General features: G+C 70.8%; 18 protein-coding genes. All 18 read left to right on the top strand.

Going from position 1 to position 17,071, the window contains the following annotated elements; all coding sequences use genetic code 11:
- Positions 1 to 134 precede the first annotated feature (134 nt).
- The 18 genes from ACFZDE_RS14110 (at position 135) to ACFZDE_RS14025 (ending at position 16,918) form a co-directional block, all read left to right on the top strand.
- Positions 135 to 557 carry a DUF6415 family natural product biosynthesis protein gene (locus tag ACFZDE_RS14110; protein WP_391200024.1) on the top strand — a complete coding sequence of 141 codons (423 nt, stop codon included), beginning with the start codon at positions 135 to 137 and terminating at the stop codon, positions 555 to 557.
- The gene (locus ACFZDE_RS14105) at positions 554 to 697 is read left to right on the top strand and encodes a hypothetical protein (protein WP_391200023.1); all 144 of its coding nucleotides are present in this window, start codon (positions 554 to 556) and stop codon (positions 695 to 697) included. Before ACFZDE_RS14110 ends, ACFZDE_RS14105 begins: the two co-directional genes overlap by 4 nt.
- A gap of 90 nt (positions 698 to 787) precedes the next feature.
- Entirely contained in the window at positions 788 to 2,692 is a 1,905-nt protein-coding gene (locus tag ACFZDE_RS14100) for a glycoside hydrolase family 15 protein (RefSeq protein ID WP_388325922.1), read from the top strand.
- 27 nt (positions 2,693 to 2,719) lie between these two features.
- Entirely contained in the window at positions 2,720 to 4,231 is a 1,512-nt protein-coding gene (locus ACFZDE_RS14095) for an ATP-binding protein (protein WP_391200022.1), read from the top strand.
- A gap of 73 nt (positions 4,232 to 4,304) precedes the next feature.
- Positions 4,305 to 4,820, top strand: coding sequence for a roadblock/LC7 domain-containing protein (locus ACFZDE_RS14090; RefSeq protein WP_391200021.1), 516 nt, complete (start codon positions 4,305 to 4,307; stop codon positions 4,818 to 4,820).
- On the top strand, positions 4,817 to 5,230 hold the full coding sequence (locus ACFZDE_RS14085) for a DUF742 domain-containing protein (RefSeq protein ID WP_356043864.1): 414 nt from the start codon (positions 4,817 to 4,819) through the stop codon (positions 5,228 to 5,230). The genes ACFZDE_RS14090 and ACFZDE_RS14085 overlap by 4 nt, the downstream gene beginning before the upstream one ends.
- A 52-nt stretch (positions 5,231 to 5,282) precedes the next feature.
- Positions 5,283 to 5,861 carry an ATP/GTP-binding protein gene (locus tag ACFZDE_RS14080; RefSeq protein ID WP_391200020.1) on the top strand — a complete coding sequence of 193 codons (579 nt, stop codon included), beginning with the start codon at positions 5,283 to 5,285 and terminating at the stop codon, positions 5,859 to 5,861.
- Complete coding sequence (locus ACFZDE_RS14075; RefSeq protein WP_142157619.1) at positions 5,861 to 6,502, top strand: GAF domain-containing protein; 642 nt, start codon at positions 5,861 to 5,863, stop codon at positions 6,500 to 6,502. Before ACFZDE_RS14080 ends, ACFZDE_RS14075 begins: the two co-directional genes overlap by 1 nt.
- Positions 6,503 to 6,588: 86 nt before the next feature.
- Positions 6,589 to 7,842 carry an acyl-CoA dehydrogenase family protein gene (locus tag ACFZDE_RS14070; protein ID WP_391200019.1) on the top strand — a complete coding sequence of 418 codons (1,254 nt, stop codon included), beginning with the start codon at positions 6,589 to 6,591 and terminating at the stop codon, positions 7,840 to 7,842.
- 128 nt (positions 7,843 to 7,970) lie between these two features.
- Positions 7,971 to 8,462 (top strand): DNA-binding protein, encoded by a 492-nt coding sequence (locus tag ACFZDE_RS14065; RefSeq protein ID WP_388325775.1) that lies wholly within the window; start codon positions 7,971 to 7,973, stop codon positions 8,460 to 8,462.
- A gap of 74 nt (positions 8,463 to 8,536) precedes the next feature.
- Positions 8,537 to 9,109, top strand: coding sequence for a hypothetical protein (locus ACFZDE_RS14060; RefSeq protein WP_388325772.1), 573 nt, complete (start codon positions 8,537 to 8,539; stop codon positions 9,107 to 9,109).
- Positions 9,106 to 9,681 carry a DUF6624 domain-containing protein gene (locus tag ACFZDE_RS14055; protein WP_391200018.1) on the top strand — a complete coding sequence of 192 codons (576 nt, stop codon included), beginning with the start codon at positions 9,106 to 9,108 and terminating at the stop codon, positions 9,679 to 9,681. The genes ACFZDE_RS14060 and ACFZDE_RS14055 overlap by 4 nt, the downstream gene beginning before the upstream one ends.
- Positions 9,682 to 9,736: 55 nt before the next feature.
- Positions 9,737 to 10,204: a DUF6082 family protein gene (locus ACFZDE_RS14050; RefSeq protein ID WP_391200017.1), complete on the top strand. Its 468-nt coding sequence runs from the start codon at positions 9,737 to 9,739 to the stop codon at positions 10,202 to 10,204.
- Positions 10,205 to 10,335: 131 nt separating this feature from the next.
- On the top strand, positions 10,336 to 10,524 hold the full coding sequence (locus ACFZDE_RS14045; RefSeq protein WP_175435679.1) for an FxLD family lanthipeptide: 189 nt from the start codon (positions 10,336 to 10,338) through the stop codon (positions 10,522 to 10,524).
- An 88-nt stretch (positions 10,525 to 10,612) separates the two neighbouring features.
- A complete protein-coding gene (locus ACFZDE_RS14040; RefSeq protein ID WP_391200016.1) occupies positions 10,613 to 12,652 on the top strand; it encodes a lantibiotic dehydratase in 2,040 nt (679 codons plus the stop codon).
- Positions 12,649 to 13,719 (top strand): lanthionine synthetase LanC family protein, encoded by a 1,071-nt coding sequence (locus ACFZDE_RS14035; RefSeq protein WP_391200015.1) that lies wholly within the window; start codon positions 12,649 to 12,651, stop codon positions 13,717 to 13,719. Before ACFZDE_RS14040 ends, ACFZDE_RS14035 begins: the two co-directional genes overlap by 4 nt.
- Before the next feature lie 36 nt (positions 13,720 to 13,755).
- Positions 13,756 to 15,801 (top strand): methyltransferase, FxLD system, encoded by a 2,046-nt coding sequence (gene fxlM, locus ACFZDE_RS14030; RefSeq protein ID WP_391200014.1) that lies wholly within the window; start codon positions 13,756 to 13,758, stop codon positions 15,799 to 15,801.
- 4 nt (positions 15,802 to 15,805) lie between these two features.
- Complete coding sequence (locus tag ACFZDE_RS14025; protein WP_391200013.1) at positions 15,806 to 16,918, top strand: hypothetical protein; 1,113 nt, start codon at positions 15,806 to 15,808, stop codon at positions 16,916 to 16,918.
- The last annotated feature ends 153 nt before the right edge of the window (positions 16,919 to 17,071 follow it).

The following is a 17,071-nucleotide window of genomic DNA, read 5'->3' as shown; positions in this document are numbered from 1 at the left end:
CGTCGGTGCCAACCGGCGATTTCGGCTCACTTTGGCTTGATCCGAACAGGAGTTGTGTCATGCGCCTTTCGCTGGTCCCTCGCGGAGGAGACATCCAGAGTGTGGGCGGGAGCGGAGAGCGAGGGTCCGTCACCGTGACGCGGGCGCCGCAGCGTGATCACGTGGTGGCCGCGTCGGAGACGGTGACGCTCGTGCTGGGCGAGGATTCACCGCTACCCGAGAGCGCTGCTGATGTGGAGGACCTCGTTCGCCGTCTGCGCGGTCACGTTGCCCAGTTGGGAGCACGAACCGCTTCGGGCACCCCCGTCCTGCTGCGCGCGCAGCGGCTCTGCTCAGAGAGCGTCCCCGAGGGCTACATGCCCAGCCGGGTGTACCTGGTCGAACTCGCCGAAGCGACGCAGGAACTCGTCACGCATGTGGAGCGCGGTGATCCCGGGTCGCTGCGCCCGGAGCGCAGGCGGCGTTCGTGGAAGCCCCGGATCAACATGCTGCGCGGGGCGGTTTTCGCAGTCGCCCTCGCCTGTTTGGTTTGGGCCGCTTCGGTGCCACGGCCGTGACAGTAACCGGGGTCGTCGTCATCGGGCTGACTCTCGGGCCGATGGCCTGGCTGGTCCTCCGCGGCGAGCGCGCAGCCAGTCCTGTCGCGGCCGACGAGGACTCCCCGCCGACCCTGAACGACCCGACCTCACCCCGGTGACCACAGGTGCCCCTCCTTTTCAGTGTTCCCGGCCGCCGTAGCGGCCCCCGATACCCCCCGGCCTGCGGGGTCAATGGAGATTCACAAGCGATGGAACGTCTTCCGCGTATCGAGCAGTACGGCCTGATCGGCGACATGCAGACCAGTGCCCACGTCTGCGACGACGGTTCGATCGACTGGCTGTGCCTGCCCCGCTTCGACTCGCCGGCCGTTTTCGCCGGCCTGCTCGGGACGCAGAAACACGGCACCTGGCAGATCGCTCCGGCCTCGCCGCCTCCTGGCCGGTCCGGCTCCGAAGCGGAAGCCAAACGCCGGTACTGCGGTGACTCACTCGTCCTCGAATCGGTGTGGCGGATCCCGACCGGTTCGGTCCGCGTCCTGGATTTCATGCCGCCACGCGACGGGGCACCTCAGGTGATCCGAATCGTAGAGGGTCTCACCGGCGAAGTGCCGATGATCTCGGCCATGCGTCCGCGGCCGGGATACGGCAGCGTCAGCCCGTGGATCCACGAGGTCGGGGGCCGCATGGTCGCGGAGGCCGGCGCGGACGCTCTGTGGCTCGACACCTGCGTCCAGCAGGTGGAAAAGGATGGCGCCATCGTCAGTGCCTTCGCCGTCGCCGCCGGGCAGAGCGTGGCTTTCGTGCTCAGTTGGTGCCCATCCCATGCAGCCGCGCCTGACGTTCCCGACCCGGAGGTCGCGCTCACCGAGACACTCGCCTTCTGGCGGGAGTGGGCGCAGGAATGCACCTACGACGGCCCCTTCCGCGAGCCAGTGGTTCGTTCCTTGATCGCGCTGAAGGCTATGACCTATGGGCCGAGCGGCGGGATCGTCGCGGCGCCGACCACATCGCTGCCTGAGGAGATCGGCGGAGGACGGAACTGGGACTACCGCTTCACCTGGCTGCGCGACGCCTCCACGACCCTGGCCGCGCTGCTGGGGACCGGGTACCGGCAGGAGGCGCAAGCATGGCGGCGATGGCTGTTGCGTGCGGTGGCCGGTGATCCGGAGAACTTGCAGATCATGTACGGGATCACCGGGGAGCGCGATCTGCGGGAGCGGGAGCTGGCCTGGCTTCCCGGGTACGAGGGCTCAACCCCAGTACGGGTCGGAAACGGGGCGGCGGACCAGCTTCAGCTCGACGTGTATGGCGAGGTGATCGAGACCCTGTACCTCGCGCACCAGAGCGGTGTCGCCCACTGCGCCGACACTGCGGTCCTGCACCAGCGCCTCGTCGAGCACCTGGCGCAGCGCTGGCAGGAGCCCGACGAGGGAATCTGGGAGATCCGCGGGGCACGCCGGCACTTCGTCCACTCCAAGGTGATGGCCTGGGTCGCGGTCGACCGCACCATCCGCCTGGCCGAAGTCGGTGCCCTCGACGTGGACCTGACCCCCTTGGTCGAGCTGCGGGCCACGATCCACGACGAGGTCTGCACCAAGGGCTTCGACCCGGCGCGCAACACCTTCACCCAGTCCTACGGCTCCCAGGAACTGGACGCCGCCACGCTGCTCATCCCCCGCGTCGGCTTCCTGCCGCCGAACGACCCGCGCGTCATCGGCACCGTGGATGCGGTACGTCGTGAACTCTCCACACCGGACGGGCTCGTGTACCGGTACCCGACCCGCGGCAAGCGCACCGGAGTGGACGGCATGGCCGGCGATGAGGGCACCTTCCTCCTTTGCAACTTCTGGCTCGTCGATGCGCTCGCCCTGACCGGCCGCCTCGGCGAGGCCCACGCCCTGTTCGAACACCTTCTCGCGCTGCGCAGCGACCTCGGGCTCCTGGCCGAGGAGTACGACCCCGTCCAGCAGCGCCAGGTCGGTAATTTCCCGCAGGCGTTCAGCCACATGGGCCTGATCCAAAGTGCCCGGCTCCTTCATCAGCTGGCGACGCAGTCTTCCTGCCACCGAGGCACGGTCGAGGTTCCGGCGCCTCGCTCGACCTCACGCAACACGCTCCAGACCTGCACAAGCCTGACGCCGCAGCACGCCTAGCAACCCCACCCCCTGACGAGGATTCCCATGCCTGACAGCGCCTTCCCGGCACGGCCGGCCGCTCCCGGCCACCGCAGACCTCCACGGATCGACACGATCACGCTGCACCGTGTCCGCCGCGCCGTGGCCTTGCCCGTGGTGCTTCTGGCCGCGCTGTTGGGTGCCGCCTTCGCCCTCTGGTCGATGTCTGCGGTAGGTCCCGGCTGGCTCCTGACCGGCCTTGTCTGTGGGCTGGCCGGGGTCGCGCTGGTGGCGGCTCGCGGAGTGCGCACGGCCGCAGGGGTCGTGCAGGCAGCTGTGGAGGAGGCCCAGGCAGCGGCGCTGACAGCGGTCGCCGAGGCAGGGGCGGCCGTCGAGAAGTCGGTGCAGTGGTCGGCGGACGAGCTGTGCCGCGGGGGACGCCCCGCGCTGCCGGACATGCAGACGCCACCGTCGGCCAGTCCGACCGTCGAGATCAACAAGGCGTTGAGTTCCCTCCAGGCGCAGGCCATCGCGTCGCTGATACGTGTGCACGACGAGTCCCAGTCCGTCGTTCTCCTGGAAGTGCTGCGCCGTCTGGCGATGCGCGAGCACGCCCTGGTCGGCAAGGCGCTCCAGGCACTGAGCCAGTTGGAGATGCTGACCGACGACCCGGAGCTGCTTTCGAAGATCTTCGAGATCGATCACCTCGTGACGCGGATGCGTCGCCAGGTCGAGAGCACGGCGGTGCTGGGCGGGCAGTCCCTGCGCAGCGTGCGTCGGCCCGTCCCCGTCGCGACGGCGCTGCGCGGCGCAGTCTCCGAAGTTGTGCAGTATCCGCGTGTGGCCGTCGCGGCTGGTTCCGTGGGCGCTGAGTTGGGCCTTCCGGGACATGTGGGTCCGGACCTGACCCACCTTCTGGCCGAGCTGATCGAGAACGCCTGCGAGTGCTCCGATCCGGCAACGAAGGTGACCGTGCGAGCGCAGCGGGTTTCTAACGGGCTGGCGATCGAGGTCGAGGACCGGGCCATCCCTATGCATCCGCAGACACGCGCGCAGATGAACCACCTGCTCAAGGCCCCTGACGAGGTGGACGTCAGCGGTCAGGTACGAGCGGGACAGCTCGGCTTGCTGGTCGCCGCGAAAATCGCCCAGTCGCACGGGCTCTCCGTTCTCCTCCAGGAGAACGTGACGGGAGGCACCACCGCCCTGGTCGTCATTCCGGCACGGCTCCTCGTCGCGATTCCCTCGCTCGAGGACTCGGGCGCGCTCCCCAGGAGACCCCACCCCTCCGCGCCGCCGCCCCGGCAGAGTGCCACGGCTCCAGCCATCCCGGCGGGCCAGGTACCACGCCCGGGCACCGCAGGGGCGCCGAGAGCCGGAGAGGCAGGTCACTCGGCTGATGCGCCCGCCCTTCCCACGCGTACGCGTCAGGCTGGCTCGTTCCGTCCACCACGCGAGCGGGAGCAAGCCCCCGTGACCGCGGCGACGCCAGGGCTCGCAGCCGCCTTCCGCAACGGCATCCAGGCCGGCGGGACAGCTGGTTCTCCGCCCGCTTCGGCAGAGCAACCCAGGCCCTGATTCTCGCCCTTCCCTCCACGTTCCCGGCGGCCTGTTACATCCGCTGGCCCTTCCCCCTTCTGGAGCGATCCCTATGAGCACCCACCCCGCGACTGACAACGTGACCAGCGACGCGCCCGCATCCGAGACGACAGCAAGCGGTCAACGGGACAACATGGCCTGGCTGCTGCGTCACTTCGCCTCCGAGACTCCGGGCGTCACGCACGCCGTCCTGCTGTCGCGCGACGGACTGCGGCTGCTGGACAGCGACGTCGACAAGGACTGGGCGGACGAAGTGTCGGCCGCGCTCAGCGGAGTGGCCTCCCTCGCGACGAACATCACCGGCCCCAGCCACAAGAAGAGGCCGGCCAGGCAAGTCATCATCGAGCGAGACGACTGCCTGTTCTTTGTCCAGAGCGCCGGGTGCAGCGCAGCGTTCGAGGGCCATCCAGGCAACGAACGCGGTGAGGTGGACACGATCCTCGCCGTCATCGCCACCACGGACGCCGACGCGGGCACCGTCGGGTTCGAGATGGGGCGCCTCGTCCAGAAGTTCGCTCCTTACATGCAGATCCCCGTCCGCGTCGGCACGGGTGCTGAGGTCCGGTGACCGCACACGGCCGCTCGGCCGAGGAGTCGACGTTCGTGCGGACCTACACGCTGACGCGCGGGCGCACCAAGCCGCGGCACCTGCTGGGCCTGGAAACCGTGCTGGACGCCGGGCCGGGGCGACCCGGCCCGGGCCAGGCCGAGGAATGCGAAGACATCCTCACCCTGTGCCGAGAGCGCCGGCGTTCGGTGACCGAGCTGGCGGGCCGACTCGGCCGCCCCGTCACCGCCGTCAAGATCCTCGTCTCGGACCTCTTGGACGCCGACGCCCTGGTCGTCTCCGTCGCCGATGCCTATGCCGCCTCCGACGCAGACGCGGATGAGCGTCCCACCACCCACCTATTGGCGGCCCTCTCTGTGGGCCTGAAGAGGAAGTGGCCCGATGCCATCGCCTACCCCCAGGCCGGATGACTCGACCGTGGCGCTGCGGAGTCCGTCGCGCCCGCAGGCCGGTGCACCGACTGTGCTGAAGATCGTGATTGCCGGGGGCTTCGGCGCGGGCAAGACCACCGCCGTTGGTGCCGTCAGCGAGATCACGCCGCTGAGCACGGAGGAGTACCTGACCGAGGCGAGCGCGGACGTGGACAGCCTGGAAGGCGTCGAGGCCAAGCAGACCACCACGGTCGCCTTTGACTTCGGCCGCCTCAGCCTGCCGGACGCGCCTGTGCCCCTGGAACTGTTCCTGTTCGGCACGCCCGGCCAGGACCGGTTCGTCGACCTCTGGTACGAACTCTCCCGCGGCGCGGTCGTCCTGGTCGACACCCGCCGCCTGGAAAGCAGCTTCACCCCCGTCAGCTTCTTCGAAGACATCGGCCTGCCCTTCGTCGTCGCCATCAACCAGTTCGACGGAGCACACCGCTACCACCCCGAACAGGTCCGCACCGCCCTCGAACTCCCCACCTCTGCGCCGGTGGTCACCTGCGATGCCCGCGACCCGAACCACGTCGCCGGCGTTTTGCTGACCCTCGTCGGCCACGCCGTGAAGAACGCATCAGCAGGCCCCGCTCGCCCAGCAGCCACTACCACCCTCCAGGACGCCTGATGTCATATCAGCCCAACGACCCCTACCTCGTACCGCAGACCGCCCCAGCAACCCGGTCACTGCCGCGACGCAACATGCGAGACATCGCCCTTGGGCCGTCCGTCTCGGCCGACGTTGCCGTCACCGGCCCGCAGGACCAGCAGACGACCGAACTGGCGCGGCGGTATGAGCTGCTCGAGCGCCTGGGCGTGCCCACCGCTGCCAGCCAGGACTTCGACGAGCTGGCACGCGACATGGCCACGCAGGCCGGATTCCTGTACGGGTTCGTCAATCTCTTCCTGGAGGAGCAGACCTTCGTCGGGCTGCACCAGCCGCCCGCGGACAGCGGGTACGTCATCGTCGGCCGCACCATGAGCCGCGACCACGGCTGGTGCCCGGAGGTCATGGCCCGCAAGAAGGCCCTCCCGCTGCACGACGTGCACGCCAGCCCGCGCTTCAGCGGCAACCACGTGGTCGACGCGGTCGGGATCCGCTCCTACTTCGGCGCACCGCTCATCCACGGCAGCGGCACCGTGCTGGGCACGGTGTGCGTCATCGACCCCGAGAAGCGGCCCCTGAGCGAGGCCCGACGGCTGAGAGACATCGTCATCAACGCCGGCGCCCAGGTGATGGACCACATCGCCCACGCGCCCGTCCGCTAGGCCGTTCCACCACCCCCACCCGGGAGCCGCAGGCGATCCCCGGCAGCTCCACTGTGCGACCTTCACCCAGGGAGAGGGAGACGACCATGCCCGCCACACCCACCACGCCACCACCGGCGCTGCGTCCCTACCTCACCGCCCGCCACGAGCTGCTGTGGGACGAGGCGGACGCCTTCGCGGAAGAGCACATCGCGCCGCGCGCCGCACGTATGGAGGCCGCTCCGGGCAGGGTGGAGCGCAAGGTCGCCAACCTGATGGCCGCACGGGGCTGGTTCGCCGTCACCGTCCCGGCCGCCTTCGGCGGTCTTGGCGCCGGCCATGTGGCAAAGACGGTCTTGGTCCACCGCGTCGCCTGCCTGTCGGCGGCTGCCGCGGCCATTCTGCAGGCCACCCTCATCCCCGTCGGCGGGTTGTTGCACTTCGCCACTTATGAGCAGAAGGGCCGCTGGCTGCCGCGGGTGGCGGACGGTTCACTTCTTTTGTCGATCGCCGTGACCGAACCGCGGGCCGGCGGACACATCGGCGGCATCGAAACCACCGCCGAACGCGCCGGCAATCAATGGGTGATCACCGGCAGTAAGGTCCACATCGGCAACAGCCATCTCGCGGGAGCCCACCTCGTCGTCGCCCGAACCGCCGAGGCGGGCGTACGTACTTCCCAGGCGCTGACCGCGTTCATGGTCGAATCCGACCGACCCGGGCTATCGGTCTCCGACCACCGTCCCGGCCTCGGCCTGCACGGCTTCTCCGCCGGCCGCCTCGACCTCGACCACGTCCGCGTCCCCGAGGACAACGTGGTCGGAGAGATCGGCCAGGGGCTGAGCGTGGCCCAGAGCAGCAGCATCCTGTACGGCCGTCCCAACCTGGCCGCGGTCAGCCTCGGGATCCACGAGGCGGTCGTGGCCACCACGACTGCCCGCCTCAAGGCGCGCGCCCGCTACCGGGGCGCCCTGTCCGATCTGCCGGTCCTGCGGGACCGCATCGGTGACATGGAGGCCCGCCTGCGCGCCGGACGAATCCTGGCCTACCAGTCCGTGCACCTCCTCGACCAGGGCCTGCCCTGCGACGCCGACCTGATCAACGCCAAGTATCTCGGCCACCAATGGGCCATGCAGTCCACCCAGGACGCCATGGAACTGCACGGCGCCCACGCCCTCGACCGCGACTACGTCCTCCAGCGCCTGTGGCGCGACATCCAGCACACCTATCCACCGGCCGGAACCGGCGAAGTCCAGCGCATACGCCTGGCCGACGCCGCCTTCGACGAGGACCACATCCAGTGGTCCGAACGCCTCGCCGCTGAAGCGTCCTGGGCACGACCCGACCCCACCGCCGCATGAGCCCCCGTGCGCGGCATCCCGTGAATCCAGACCGCCGCGCACGGGCCCATGTCGCCGGCCCCCGTCCCCCGCGGGGGCCGGCGGCACCCCTTCCGGTGACCGTCCACTCAGCCGAGAAAGAGACACCCGTGACCCCGCCCGTGACGACCAGCGCACCGATCACACCCCTGACGCCGACCCTGCAGCGCGTCGCCCAGCACCTCGCTGACGACCTCACCCCCCGAGAAATCGCCACGAGAACCGGGCTGTCGGCCGTTACCGTCCGCCAGTACGTCCGCGACATCCGGGAGAGCCTCCACTGCCCGCCCCGCTGCAAGCCCCCGGTGATCGTGCACCGCCTGTTCGATGCCCAGCAGGTCGCCCCACCCACAACGGACAGGCCAACGCCCAAGCTCAGCCCGGAGCAGCAACTGCTGCTGCAGGCCGTCGCTGAGCACAGCAATCCCCACGACATCGCCGTCGCCGCCAAGATCGCCCCCGCCGATGTCCGAGCGGCACACGACGAACTGCTCGACAAGACCGGGGCGGCCAACACCACCCAGCTCGTCGTCCTTGCCCACGCGTGGGGCCTACTGGGCACCAGGCCAGCCGCCACGACGGAGAGCGGAGCGAGCCAGTGAACGCGTCACCCGTTTCTGTGGCCACCAAGCCATTCCCCGCCTCCCCGCACCGGCGCGCGACAGCGTTACCGGCCGTGTACGAGATGCGGACACTGTGCACCGACGCCGAACGAGACGAGGCCGCCGCACTCGTCCAGGACCGTCAACGCTGGCTCACTATGCGCGGCCTGCCTGTACCCGCCCGAGCCGACATCCCGGCTCTGTTCCGCGACCCGCAGGCCAAGCCGGCCGGACTGTTCGAGGACGGGCTGCTGCTGGCCTGCATGATCCCGCAGCGCGGGCCCCACCTCCGATGGGGCGAGGGCCCGTGCCTCTTCCTGGGCTGCGTCCACACCCTGCCCGACCGCTCCGACGACACCGTCCGGCTGATCACTCTGTGGGTCTCCGACTTCGCCGCCCGGCTCGGCGTACCGCTCGTGCGGGCCGAGGTCTTGGCCCGCCATCCTCTCGACGTTGATCCGATCGCCACATTCCTTCATCGGCTCACCGACATGGGCTGGGACCTGCGAGGATCCGGCACCGGGCAGCACGATGAGCGAGTCGCTCGCCTCGAACTCACCGCAGAGCGCCGGCCTGGGCTGAGCGCGCTCATCGGCTGCCGGGTCCACGAGCCGCGTTCCGCCGCAGACCAGCGGGGCATCGCGTGAGGACCGCCGAACCGCTACGGCCGGACCTCGCCCGCGAACTCCTCGTCCGAGCCGCACAGTCGGCAGCGCGCCGGGCCCAGCGCGTGCGCAACCACCTCGACGCCGTCCAACTCGGCCAGGACCGTCACGCCGACCACGCCGACACCAAAGTGCTGCGCCGCATCCTGGCCGAACACGACTGGCCCGGCCACCGCCTCGTCGGCCCCGAGGCGGCACGTGCCGCCTGGAGCATCGCTCTTCACGCCGACGGCGAGCCCGACTTCCAACGGGCGGCCACCACCCTTCTGAAGCGCGCAGTCCAGGACGACGACGCACGCATCCAGCACTGGGCCCACCTTCACGACCGTGCCCTGGTCAACAGCGGGCGACCACAAGAGTTCGGGACCCAACTGGCCCTCAACGCAACAGGGGTTGAGCTGTGCCCGCTGCGCGCACCGGAGTCCCTGGACCAGCGAAGGGCCGCCGTCGGGCTGCCGCCGATCGCCGTCGCCCTGGAGAAGGTGCGGCGCCGGTACGCCCCGGATCGCCATGCCGACGACTCCCCGACCGTCGTGCTCGCGGGGGCCGCATGACGCAGCGGGCCCCACAGGCTCCACAGACCCCCTTACCTGAAAGGACCGTTGAAGTATGAAGCTCACTACCGCCGTCCTCGCTGTCGGCGCCGCCGTCTCCCTCACCACCGCCGTGGTCGGAGCCGCCCGGCTCAGGCAGGACGCGCGGCACCAGGCCGAGCGAAACGAAGTGGCCGTCGCGCGGAACCAGCTCGACTGGCTGACGCAGATGTCCACCAACCCGGACCTCGCCAAGCTCTGGACGCCCGAGGACATCGACGTCGAGGAGTACATGCAGCTGCTCCATGCCAACCAGCAGATCTGCACCCTCAGCCTGCGTGACCGGCTGGGCTTCGTTCGCCACGGACAACTGCCCTTCTACGCCTCGATGCTCATGAACAGCGACGTCTGCAGGCGGTACTGGGCCCGTTTCGGAGACCTCCGCGCCCAGGAGGCCGAGGGTGACGAGCGCGCCGAGCACTTCACCGAGGTCCTGGACAGGGCTGCGAAGACCCACTCGCGGGCGCAGCCCTCAGCAGCCTGACGACACGGCTCACACCGACTCCCAGACGCCCTGGAGCAGGCGACACCGTCGCCCGCCACCGTCTGGCACCAAGTTCCGGGTCCCGACCGGGCCCGGGATCCCGCACCACCCATCGCCACTAGGAGGCAAGCATGACCGCCGTGCAGACGGAGAGGCCGACCGCCCCCGCGCAGCCGGACCTCGCAACCACCGACGAGACCGACCCCTTCGGGCTCGACATCACCTTCATCGAGGGCACGCCGGCGACCGAGACGGTCCTGATGTGCAGCACGGGCGACACCTGCGGCAGCTCCTGCCCCAGCGCCTGCACCACCTCGTAAGCCGGTCCGATCCGGCTGCGCGGGCCGGGCGGGGCTTCCCGTCCGGCCCGCATCCCGCCCCGTCACGAAGGAAGAAGGGAGAGCGGTGATGACACGGGTACGTCCCAGCCTGTACCAGGGCGCGGGGCAGGCGATGCTGCGCGCCGCGGTGCACCTCACCGAGCCCGCCATGCCACCCTGGCCGGCATCCACGGCACCGGTGGAACCGTGGCGCGCGTGGCTGAGCAGCGTCTGGTCCGACGATGCCTTTCGGCAGACGGTGACCGACGCCAGCCCCGACCTCGCCGGACAGGTGCAGGCCATCATCGACGGCCGCACGCCGAAGCCGCGCCGGGTTCGCCGTGCTGCTCTGGCCACGGCCCGCTACGCGATCCGGTACGCACACCGCTCCACCCCCTACGGCCTGTTCGCCGGCGTCGCCCTGCTCGGCTTCGACCAGTCGACATCTGTGCGCTTCGGAGAAGACCACCAGGCCGTCGTGCGCCCCGATCCGGCCGGTCTCGACGAGATGCTCAGCGCCTGGGAGAGCGACAGCACTCGCATGGCCGACACGGCGGTCTGCGTCAACACGCTGGCCCGGCAGCGTAACGAGCACATCCACGTGCCGTCCGAGGGCGACGCCGAGTTCCGCCTCGCCCTGAACCCTGCGCTGCGCCTCGTGCTCAACCTGGCCCGCTCCCCGATCGAATATCGCCAGCTGGCCGACAAACTCGCCGCGGAGTACCCGGCTGTGAGCGACGCAGCGCGCCACCGGCTCCTGGGCGAACTGCTGCGGGTACGGCTGCTGCGCTCCTCGCTGCGCGCACCAGCCACCGCCGTCGACCCCTCAGACGCCCTACCGCACGCGGTCCGCGCCCAGGCAGACCGGCTGCGGCCAGCATGCGACCTGCGGCTGGATGCCGACGTGCGGCTGCCCGAACAAGTGCTGACCGAGGCAGGGACGACAGCGACCGTGCTGGCCCGCCTGGCCACTCATCCGAACGGGACACCGACCTGGCGTCGGTGGATCGAGCAGTTCACCGAGCGCTACGGCGAGAACGTCCCCGTTCCGGTGGAGGTGGCCACGGACTCCGACCGGGGCTTGGGCTTTCCGGAAGGGTTCGTCACCGTGAGCGAACCGCCCCGGCCGATGTCCCGGCGCGACCGCCTGCTGCTGGAGCTGGCCGGCACCGCCGCCGCCGAGGGCAGGCGCGCGGTGGCCCTGACGGGCGCGATGATCGAGGAGCTGGAAGCGGCAGCCGGCGAGAAGCCACACCATCCGGCGCCCCATCTCGAACTGGCCGCTCAAGTGCACGCCTCCTCCGTCCAGGCCCTCAACCGGGGGGACTTCCGGCTGCGGGTCCTGACCGTCTCCCGCTCGGCCGGTTCGATGACCGGACGGTTCTGGCACCTCTTCCCCGGCACCGAGGCAACGTACGCACACTTGCCCACCATCAATGCGGAGGCGGAGCTGGCACAGCTGTCCTTCCACGCAGGACGTGTGCCGGCCGACCTGCTCACCCGCGCGCCCCAGGCCCTGCCCCGCGTCGTCAGCGTCGGCGAATTCCGCCGCCCCGCCCCGCACGTCCTCTTCCCCCGCGACCTGTCGGTCACCGTCGCCGACGGCCGCCCCCAGCTGGTGGAGTGCGCGACGGGCAAGCCGCTGGAGCTGCTGGCCCCCACCGCCATCAACTTCCTGTGGAACAACTACACCCCGCCGATGGCCCGCTTCCTCGGCGAGATCAGCCGGGCCGCATCCCCGCAGGTGACCTGGTTCGACTGGGGCGCCGCCTGGACCCTGCCCTTCACCCCGGCCCTCACCTACCGACGCACCATCCTCACCGCCGCCCGGTGGAAAATCCGCAGCCGCACGCTGCCCGCCCGCACCGCACCACTCCAGCAGTGGGCAGACCAACTCCACGCCTGGCGTGCCCGGTTCCGGGTGCCGGAGCGGGTCCTGCTCGCCGAGGACGACCAGCAGCTGCCCCTCGACCTCACCCGCGACGTCGACCTGGACCTCCTGCGAGCGCACCTGGACGCCAGCCCCTTCGGCATCGCCACCCTGCACGACGCGCCCCCGCCGGACGCCGACGGGTGGATCGGCGGCCGGGCCCACAGCATCGTCGTCCCCCTGGCCAGGCGCTCATGACCACGACGACCGTGCCCCGTACGCAGGACCTGTCCGAAGGCGCCCTGGGGATGGCCCTTCTCGACATCGAGCGCCGTGACCTGGCCACCGCCCGCCGCCACCTCGCCCAGGCCACCGTCCGAGGGGTGAGCACCGGCAGCAACGCCAGCCTCTTCCACGGCGCACCCGCCCTGGAGTTCGTCCTCGCCCGCGCCCACGGGTCCGGCGACGACGTCCGCGCGGCCGTCGACCGCGTCGTGGACGCCCGGCTCGCCGCCGCCCGCCGCCGTCAGGCGGCCGGCGCGCTGCCCCACCTCGCCGAATGGGACCTCATCCGCGGCCTGACCGGACTCGCCGCACTGCTGCTGTCCCGCCGCCCGATCGCGCCCCGGCTGCCCGACCTGCTCGCCTGCCTCGTCGCGCTCGCCCACCCCGCCCATGGTGAAGGCCGGATCCTGCCCGGGTGGTGGTCGCCGGTCGGCCCCGACGGGAAGACGATGGCCGGCGGCCACGGCAACAACGGCATGGCCCACGGCATCGCGGGGCCACTGGCCGTGCTCTCCCTCGCCCTGCGCGCCGGAGTCAGCGTCCCCGGGCAGGAGGAGGCCGTCGGCACATTCGCCACCTGGCTCGACCGGCACGGCGCCCACTACTGGTCCACCGCAGCACACCTGGAGGCCGACCAGCCGCCCGCAGCGGAACCGGCCCGCCAGTCCTGGTGCTACGGCCAGCCCGGCATCGCCCGCGCCCAGCAGCTCGCCGCGCTCGCCCTCGGCGACACGGCCCGGCGCCAAGCGGCCGAGGACATCGTCGAGACCATCCTGACCGACCCGCTGCGGCTCGCCCGCATCACCGACTCGACCCTCTGCCACGGCTGGGCCGGCCTGCTGACCCTCACCCGCGCGGTCGCCGCCGGCAGCCCCGCACCCGCACGCTTCACCCCGATCGTCCAGGACCTGCACCGACGGCTGGCCGCCGACTGGGAGCGCCTGCCCAAACCCGGATTCATGGAAGGCCGCGCCGGAGCCCAACTCGCCCTGAACGCCACCGACACCACCGGCTGGACCCGCGTCCTCCTGCTCACCTGATCCTCTCCCCGCCGCCTCGCAAGGAGTTTTCTGCCCATGACCTTCGACGACGAGAACCTGCCGATCCCCCCGGACACGTCCTGGTGGCACGCCTCCGTGGCCTTCCCCGACCAGCACGCGGACGCCGCCCGGGCCCTGGCGACCGCGCTGTCCGGGCGCCGCTTCCACTTCCTGCGCAAGGACGCCGGCGTGCGTCTGCGCACCGAACAGCCCGCCACCGGCCTGCTGGACCAGCTCGTCGCCGCCCGCGTGATCACCGGCTGGACGGGCGGGATCTACGAGCCGGAGATCCATGCCTTCGGCGGCCCCGAGGGCATGGAGGTCGCGCACGACGTGTTCTGCGCCGACAGCCCGGCCGCGCTCGCCGAGACTGGCACCCCCGGCGCCCGTGAGCGCAGCGTGATGCTGCTGTCCGCCATGATCCGCGAGGCGGGACTGGACCCGTTCGAAGCCGGAGATGCATGGGCCCGGTGGGCTGCCCTGCGGCCCCCCGTCACCCCGCCCCAGGGGCCCGCGCTGGAGAGAGCCGTCTCCGCGATGCGGCGGCTGATGAACGCGGACGCTTCCCTGCGCCCAGACGCGGAAGCGGGCTGGGTCGAGCGCGTCGCCGCGTTTGAGGACGCCGGCCGCCGCCTGCGCCGGCTCGCCGCTGACGGCCGACTGATACGCGGAATCCGGGGCGTCATCGCCCATCACGCGATCTTCGCGTTCAACCGCGCAGGCGTGCCTGCCGAAGCGCAGGCCGCCACCGCGTGGCTCGGCCGTCACGTCGCCTTCTCCACCGGAGAAGGAGCTGACGTGTCCACCCGCAAGTCCGCCCCGGCGGACCCTAGCCTCCCTCGAATGGAGATCACCATGACACCCGTCACCGACCCCAACCAGCTGCGCGAATCCCTCGCCCAGCGGCTCGTCGACAGCGGCCACCTGCGCAGCAAGGCGGCCATCGACGCCTTCCGCACCACCGACCGGCACGCCTTCCTGCCCGGCGTCGACCTGGAGAGCGCGTACAAAGAGGACGCGGTCCCGATCAAGCACGACGAGCACGGGGAGATGATCTCCTGCATCTCCGCGCCGTCCATCGTCGCCACCCAGCTCGAACAGCTCGGCGCCCAGCCCGGCCACAAGGTCCTGGAAGCCGGAGCCGCCACCGGCTACAACGCCGCCCTCCTCGGCAAAATCGTCTCCCCCGGCGGGCAGGTGTGGACCCTCGACGTCGACCAGGACCTCGTCGCCGGCGCGAGCCAGCACCTCGCCGAGGCAGGCGTCGACAACGCCACTGCGGTGATGGCCGACGGCGCGGCCGGGCTGCCCGAGCACGCCCCCTACGACCGGATCATCTTCACCGTCGGCGCCGGCGACGTCCCCGTGAAGATCCTCGACCAGCTCGCCCCCGGCGGGCGCCTGGTCCTGCCGATGCGCATCCGCGGCAGCATTTCCCGCTCCTTCGCCTTCGAACGCGACGGCGACACGTGGAAGACCGTCTCCTGCGAGATGGCCACCTTCATCCCCCTGCGCAAGGGCGTCTGCGACGACGTGTACACCCTCGTGCCGATGGCCGGCGAGGGCAACGTGCGCCTGGAGACGTTCAGCGAGCAGGACGTCGACCGCGAGGCGCTGCGCTCCGTTCTCGACCAGCAGCAGACCAAGCTCTACACCGGGGTGAAGTTCCGGCAGGGCTCGGCGTGGGAGTGGCTGTACCTGTACCTGGCCTGCGTGCTGCCCAACGGCCTCTCCCGCCTGCCGGGCCAGCGCCCCGGATTCACCCCGCACTTCGGGTGGGGCTCCATGGCCGCCCTCGACGCCGGGTCGCTCGCGTACCTGACCATCCGCGAGGGCGAGGACGACAAGGGCCGGTACTGGGAGGTCGGCGTGATCGGCCACGGCGAGGGCGGCGCCGACCTCGCCGAGCGCGTCGTGAGCGAGATCCGCGCCTGGGACGCGACCGGCGGCAACGACGCCCCCGAGCCAGGCTTCCGGATGGCCGTCGCGGACTCGCGTGACCGGCTGACGGCGGACGACGCCCGCTTCGTCGTCGACAAGCCCTACAGCCGACTGGTCGTCGACTGGGCGCGCAAGGGCTGAGCCGATGATTCCCGCGATAGCCAGCCGCATCCCCCTGGTCCGCCGCACCAAGGCGCCCGCGCTCCCCTTGGAGGAGCGCATCAACCACCTCACCGGGCTGACCGTCGCGCCCGCAGGTGCGAGCCACCATGACCTGGTGGCCCGCGCCTGCGGGGTCCTCAACTACGCCGCGCTCATCGCCTCCGACGTCGGCCTGCCCGAACTGGCCGAGGATCTGTGCTGGCGCCAGCACCAGGTCTTCACCAACGCCGGACGCCTCAGCGGACGGGTCGCCGTCATGTCGCTGATGCCTCTCGTCAATCTCTCCCGATTGCAGACTCGCGCCGGCCACGGCGAACTCGCCTACGGCTTGTTGTACTGCCTCAACGACGCTGCCCGACATCGGAACAAGGCTGACATCGACGGCCGCACCGTCGACCTGTCTGCTCTGACCGGCACGGACGAGGACCACCGCACGGTGTGCCAGGAGCTGTACGTCACCCTGCTCGTGGACGGCGCCCGCGCCCTCGCCCAGATCGGGCGGTGGACCGACGCGGCCGACGCCATGGCCCGGCATCGCGGCATTGGCAACCGGCTCCTCGACGGCCGCCAGATCAAGATCATGGCCCTGATGGAGCAGGGCCTGGACCAGCAGGCCCGCGACCTGATCGACACCACCCAGCCCACGGAGCCTTGGGAGAGAGCCATCGCCCTCCTCCTGCACGCCCACTGCCGGCCCGAAGACACCCCCGTCCCTGAACCCGACCTCGACCGCACCGTTGATGCAGCCGTCCAGCTCCTCGACCATCCCGATCCGCCGACCGCCGCCTTCCAGACCCGGACGGGCCTGTCAGCCCTGGAACTGGACCGCACCGGACGCCATGTCGCCCGCGTACTCGACTCCCTCGTCAGCGTTGCCCGACTCGACGCCTACGCCGCACGAGACGCACTGCACCACCCCGTCGCCGCGGCCGCCCTGGACGACCGGGCGACAGACGCGCTGAACGCGGTGATCGCCGCGGCCGGACTGGGATCCGGCGTCCTGTCCGCCCACCACCATGAGGCTCTGACGGGCGCGGTCGGCCACGCCGAGACAGAGCTGGAAAGGCTGCTACAGGCCGAACCAGATCCCGGTTAGGAGAGGGCGACCGGGATGGGCCCGCCGTGCTGCCCACGCTGTTTGGCGGTGTCGGCGTTTCGGCCATTTCCTGCCCGCGGCCGCTCCAAGCCAGACCAGGGATCCCGCGCCCGCGGGGTTCCCTGACGCAGGAAATAGCAGGCTCCCCAGCAC

This window comes from Streptomyces sp. NPDC007929, assembly GCF_042959065.1.
GTDB lineage: Bacteria > Actinomycetota > Actinomycetes > Streptomycetales > Streptomycetaceae > Streptomyces.
Note: the sequence above shows the minus strand (reverse complement) of the source record. Positions and strands in the feature narration are given on the sequence as shown.

Bases quoted from the DNA above. Each gene is read 5' to 3' on its own strand.
- ACFZDE_RS14035 (WP_391200015.1), top strand. From the start codon at position 12,649: ATGACCACGACGACCGTGCCCCGTACGCAGGACCTGTCCGAAGGCGCC.
- ACFZDE_RS14045 (WP_175435679.1), top strand. From the start codon at position 10,336: ATGACCGCCGTGCAGACGGAGAGGCCGACCGCCCCCGCGCAGCCGGAC.
- ACFZDE_RS14070 (WP_391200019.1), top strand. From the start codon at position 6,589: ATGCCCGCCACACCCACCACGCCACCACCGGCGCTGCGTCCCTACCTC.
- ACFZDE_RS14040 (WP_391200016.1), top strand. From the start codon at position 10,613: ATGACACGGGTACGTCCCAGCCTGTACCAGGGCGCGGGGCAGGCGATG.
- ACFZDE_RS14025 (WP_391200013.1), top strand. From the start codon at position 15,806: ATGATTCCCGCGATAGCCAGCCGCATCCCCCTGGTCCGCCGCACCAAG.
- ACFZDE_RS14075 (WP_142157619.1), top strand. From the start codon at position 5,861: ATGTCATATCAGCCCAACGACCCCTACCTCGTACCGCAGACCGCCCCA.
- ACFZDE_RS14100 (WP_388325922.1), top strand. From the start codon at position 788: ATGGAACGTCTTCCGCGTATCGAGCAGTACGGCCTGATCGGCGACATG.
- ACFZDE_RS14090 (WP_391200021.1), top strand. From the start codon at position 4,305: ATGAGCACCCACCCCGCGACTGACAACGTGACCAGCGACGCGCCCGCA.
- ACFZDE_RS14050 (WP_391200017.1), top strand. From the start codon at position 9,737: ATGAAGCTCACTACCGCCGTCCTCGCTGTCGGCGCCGCCGTCTCCCTC.
- fxlM (WP_391200014.1), top strand. From the start codon at position 13,756: ATGACCTTCGACGACGAGAACCTGCCGATCCCCCCGGACACGTCCTGG.
- ACFZDE_RS14095 (WP_391200022.1), top strand. From the start codon at position 2,720: ATGCCTGACAGCGCCTTCCCGGCACGGCCGGCCGCTCCCGGCCACCGC.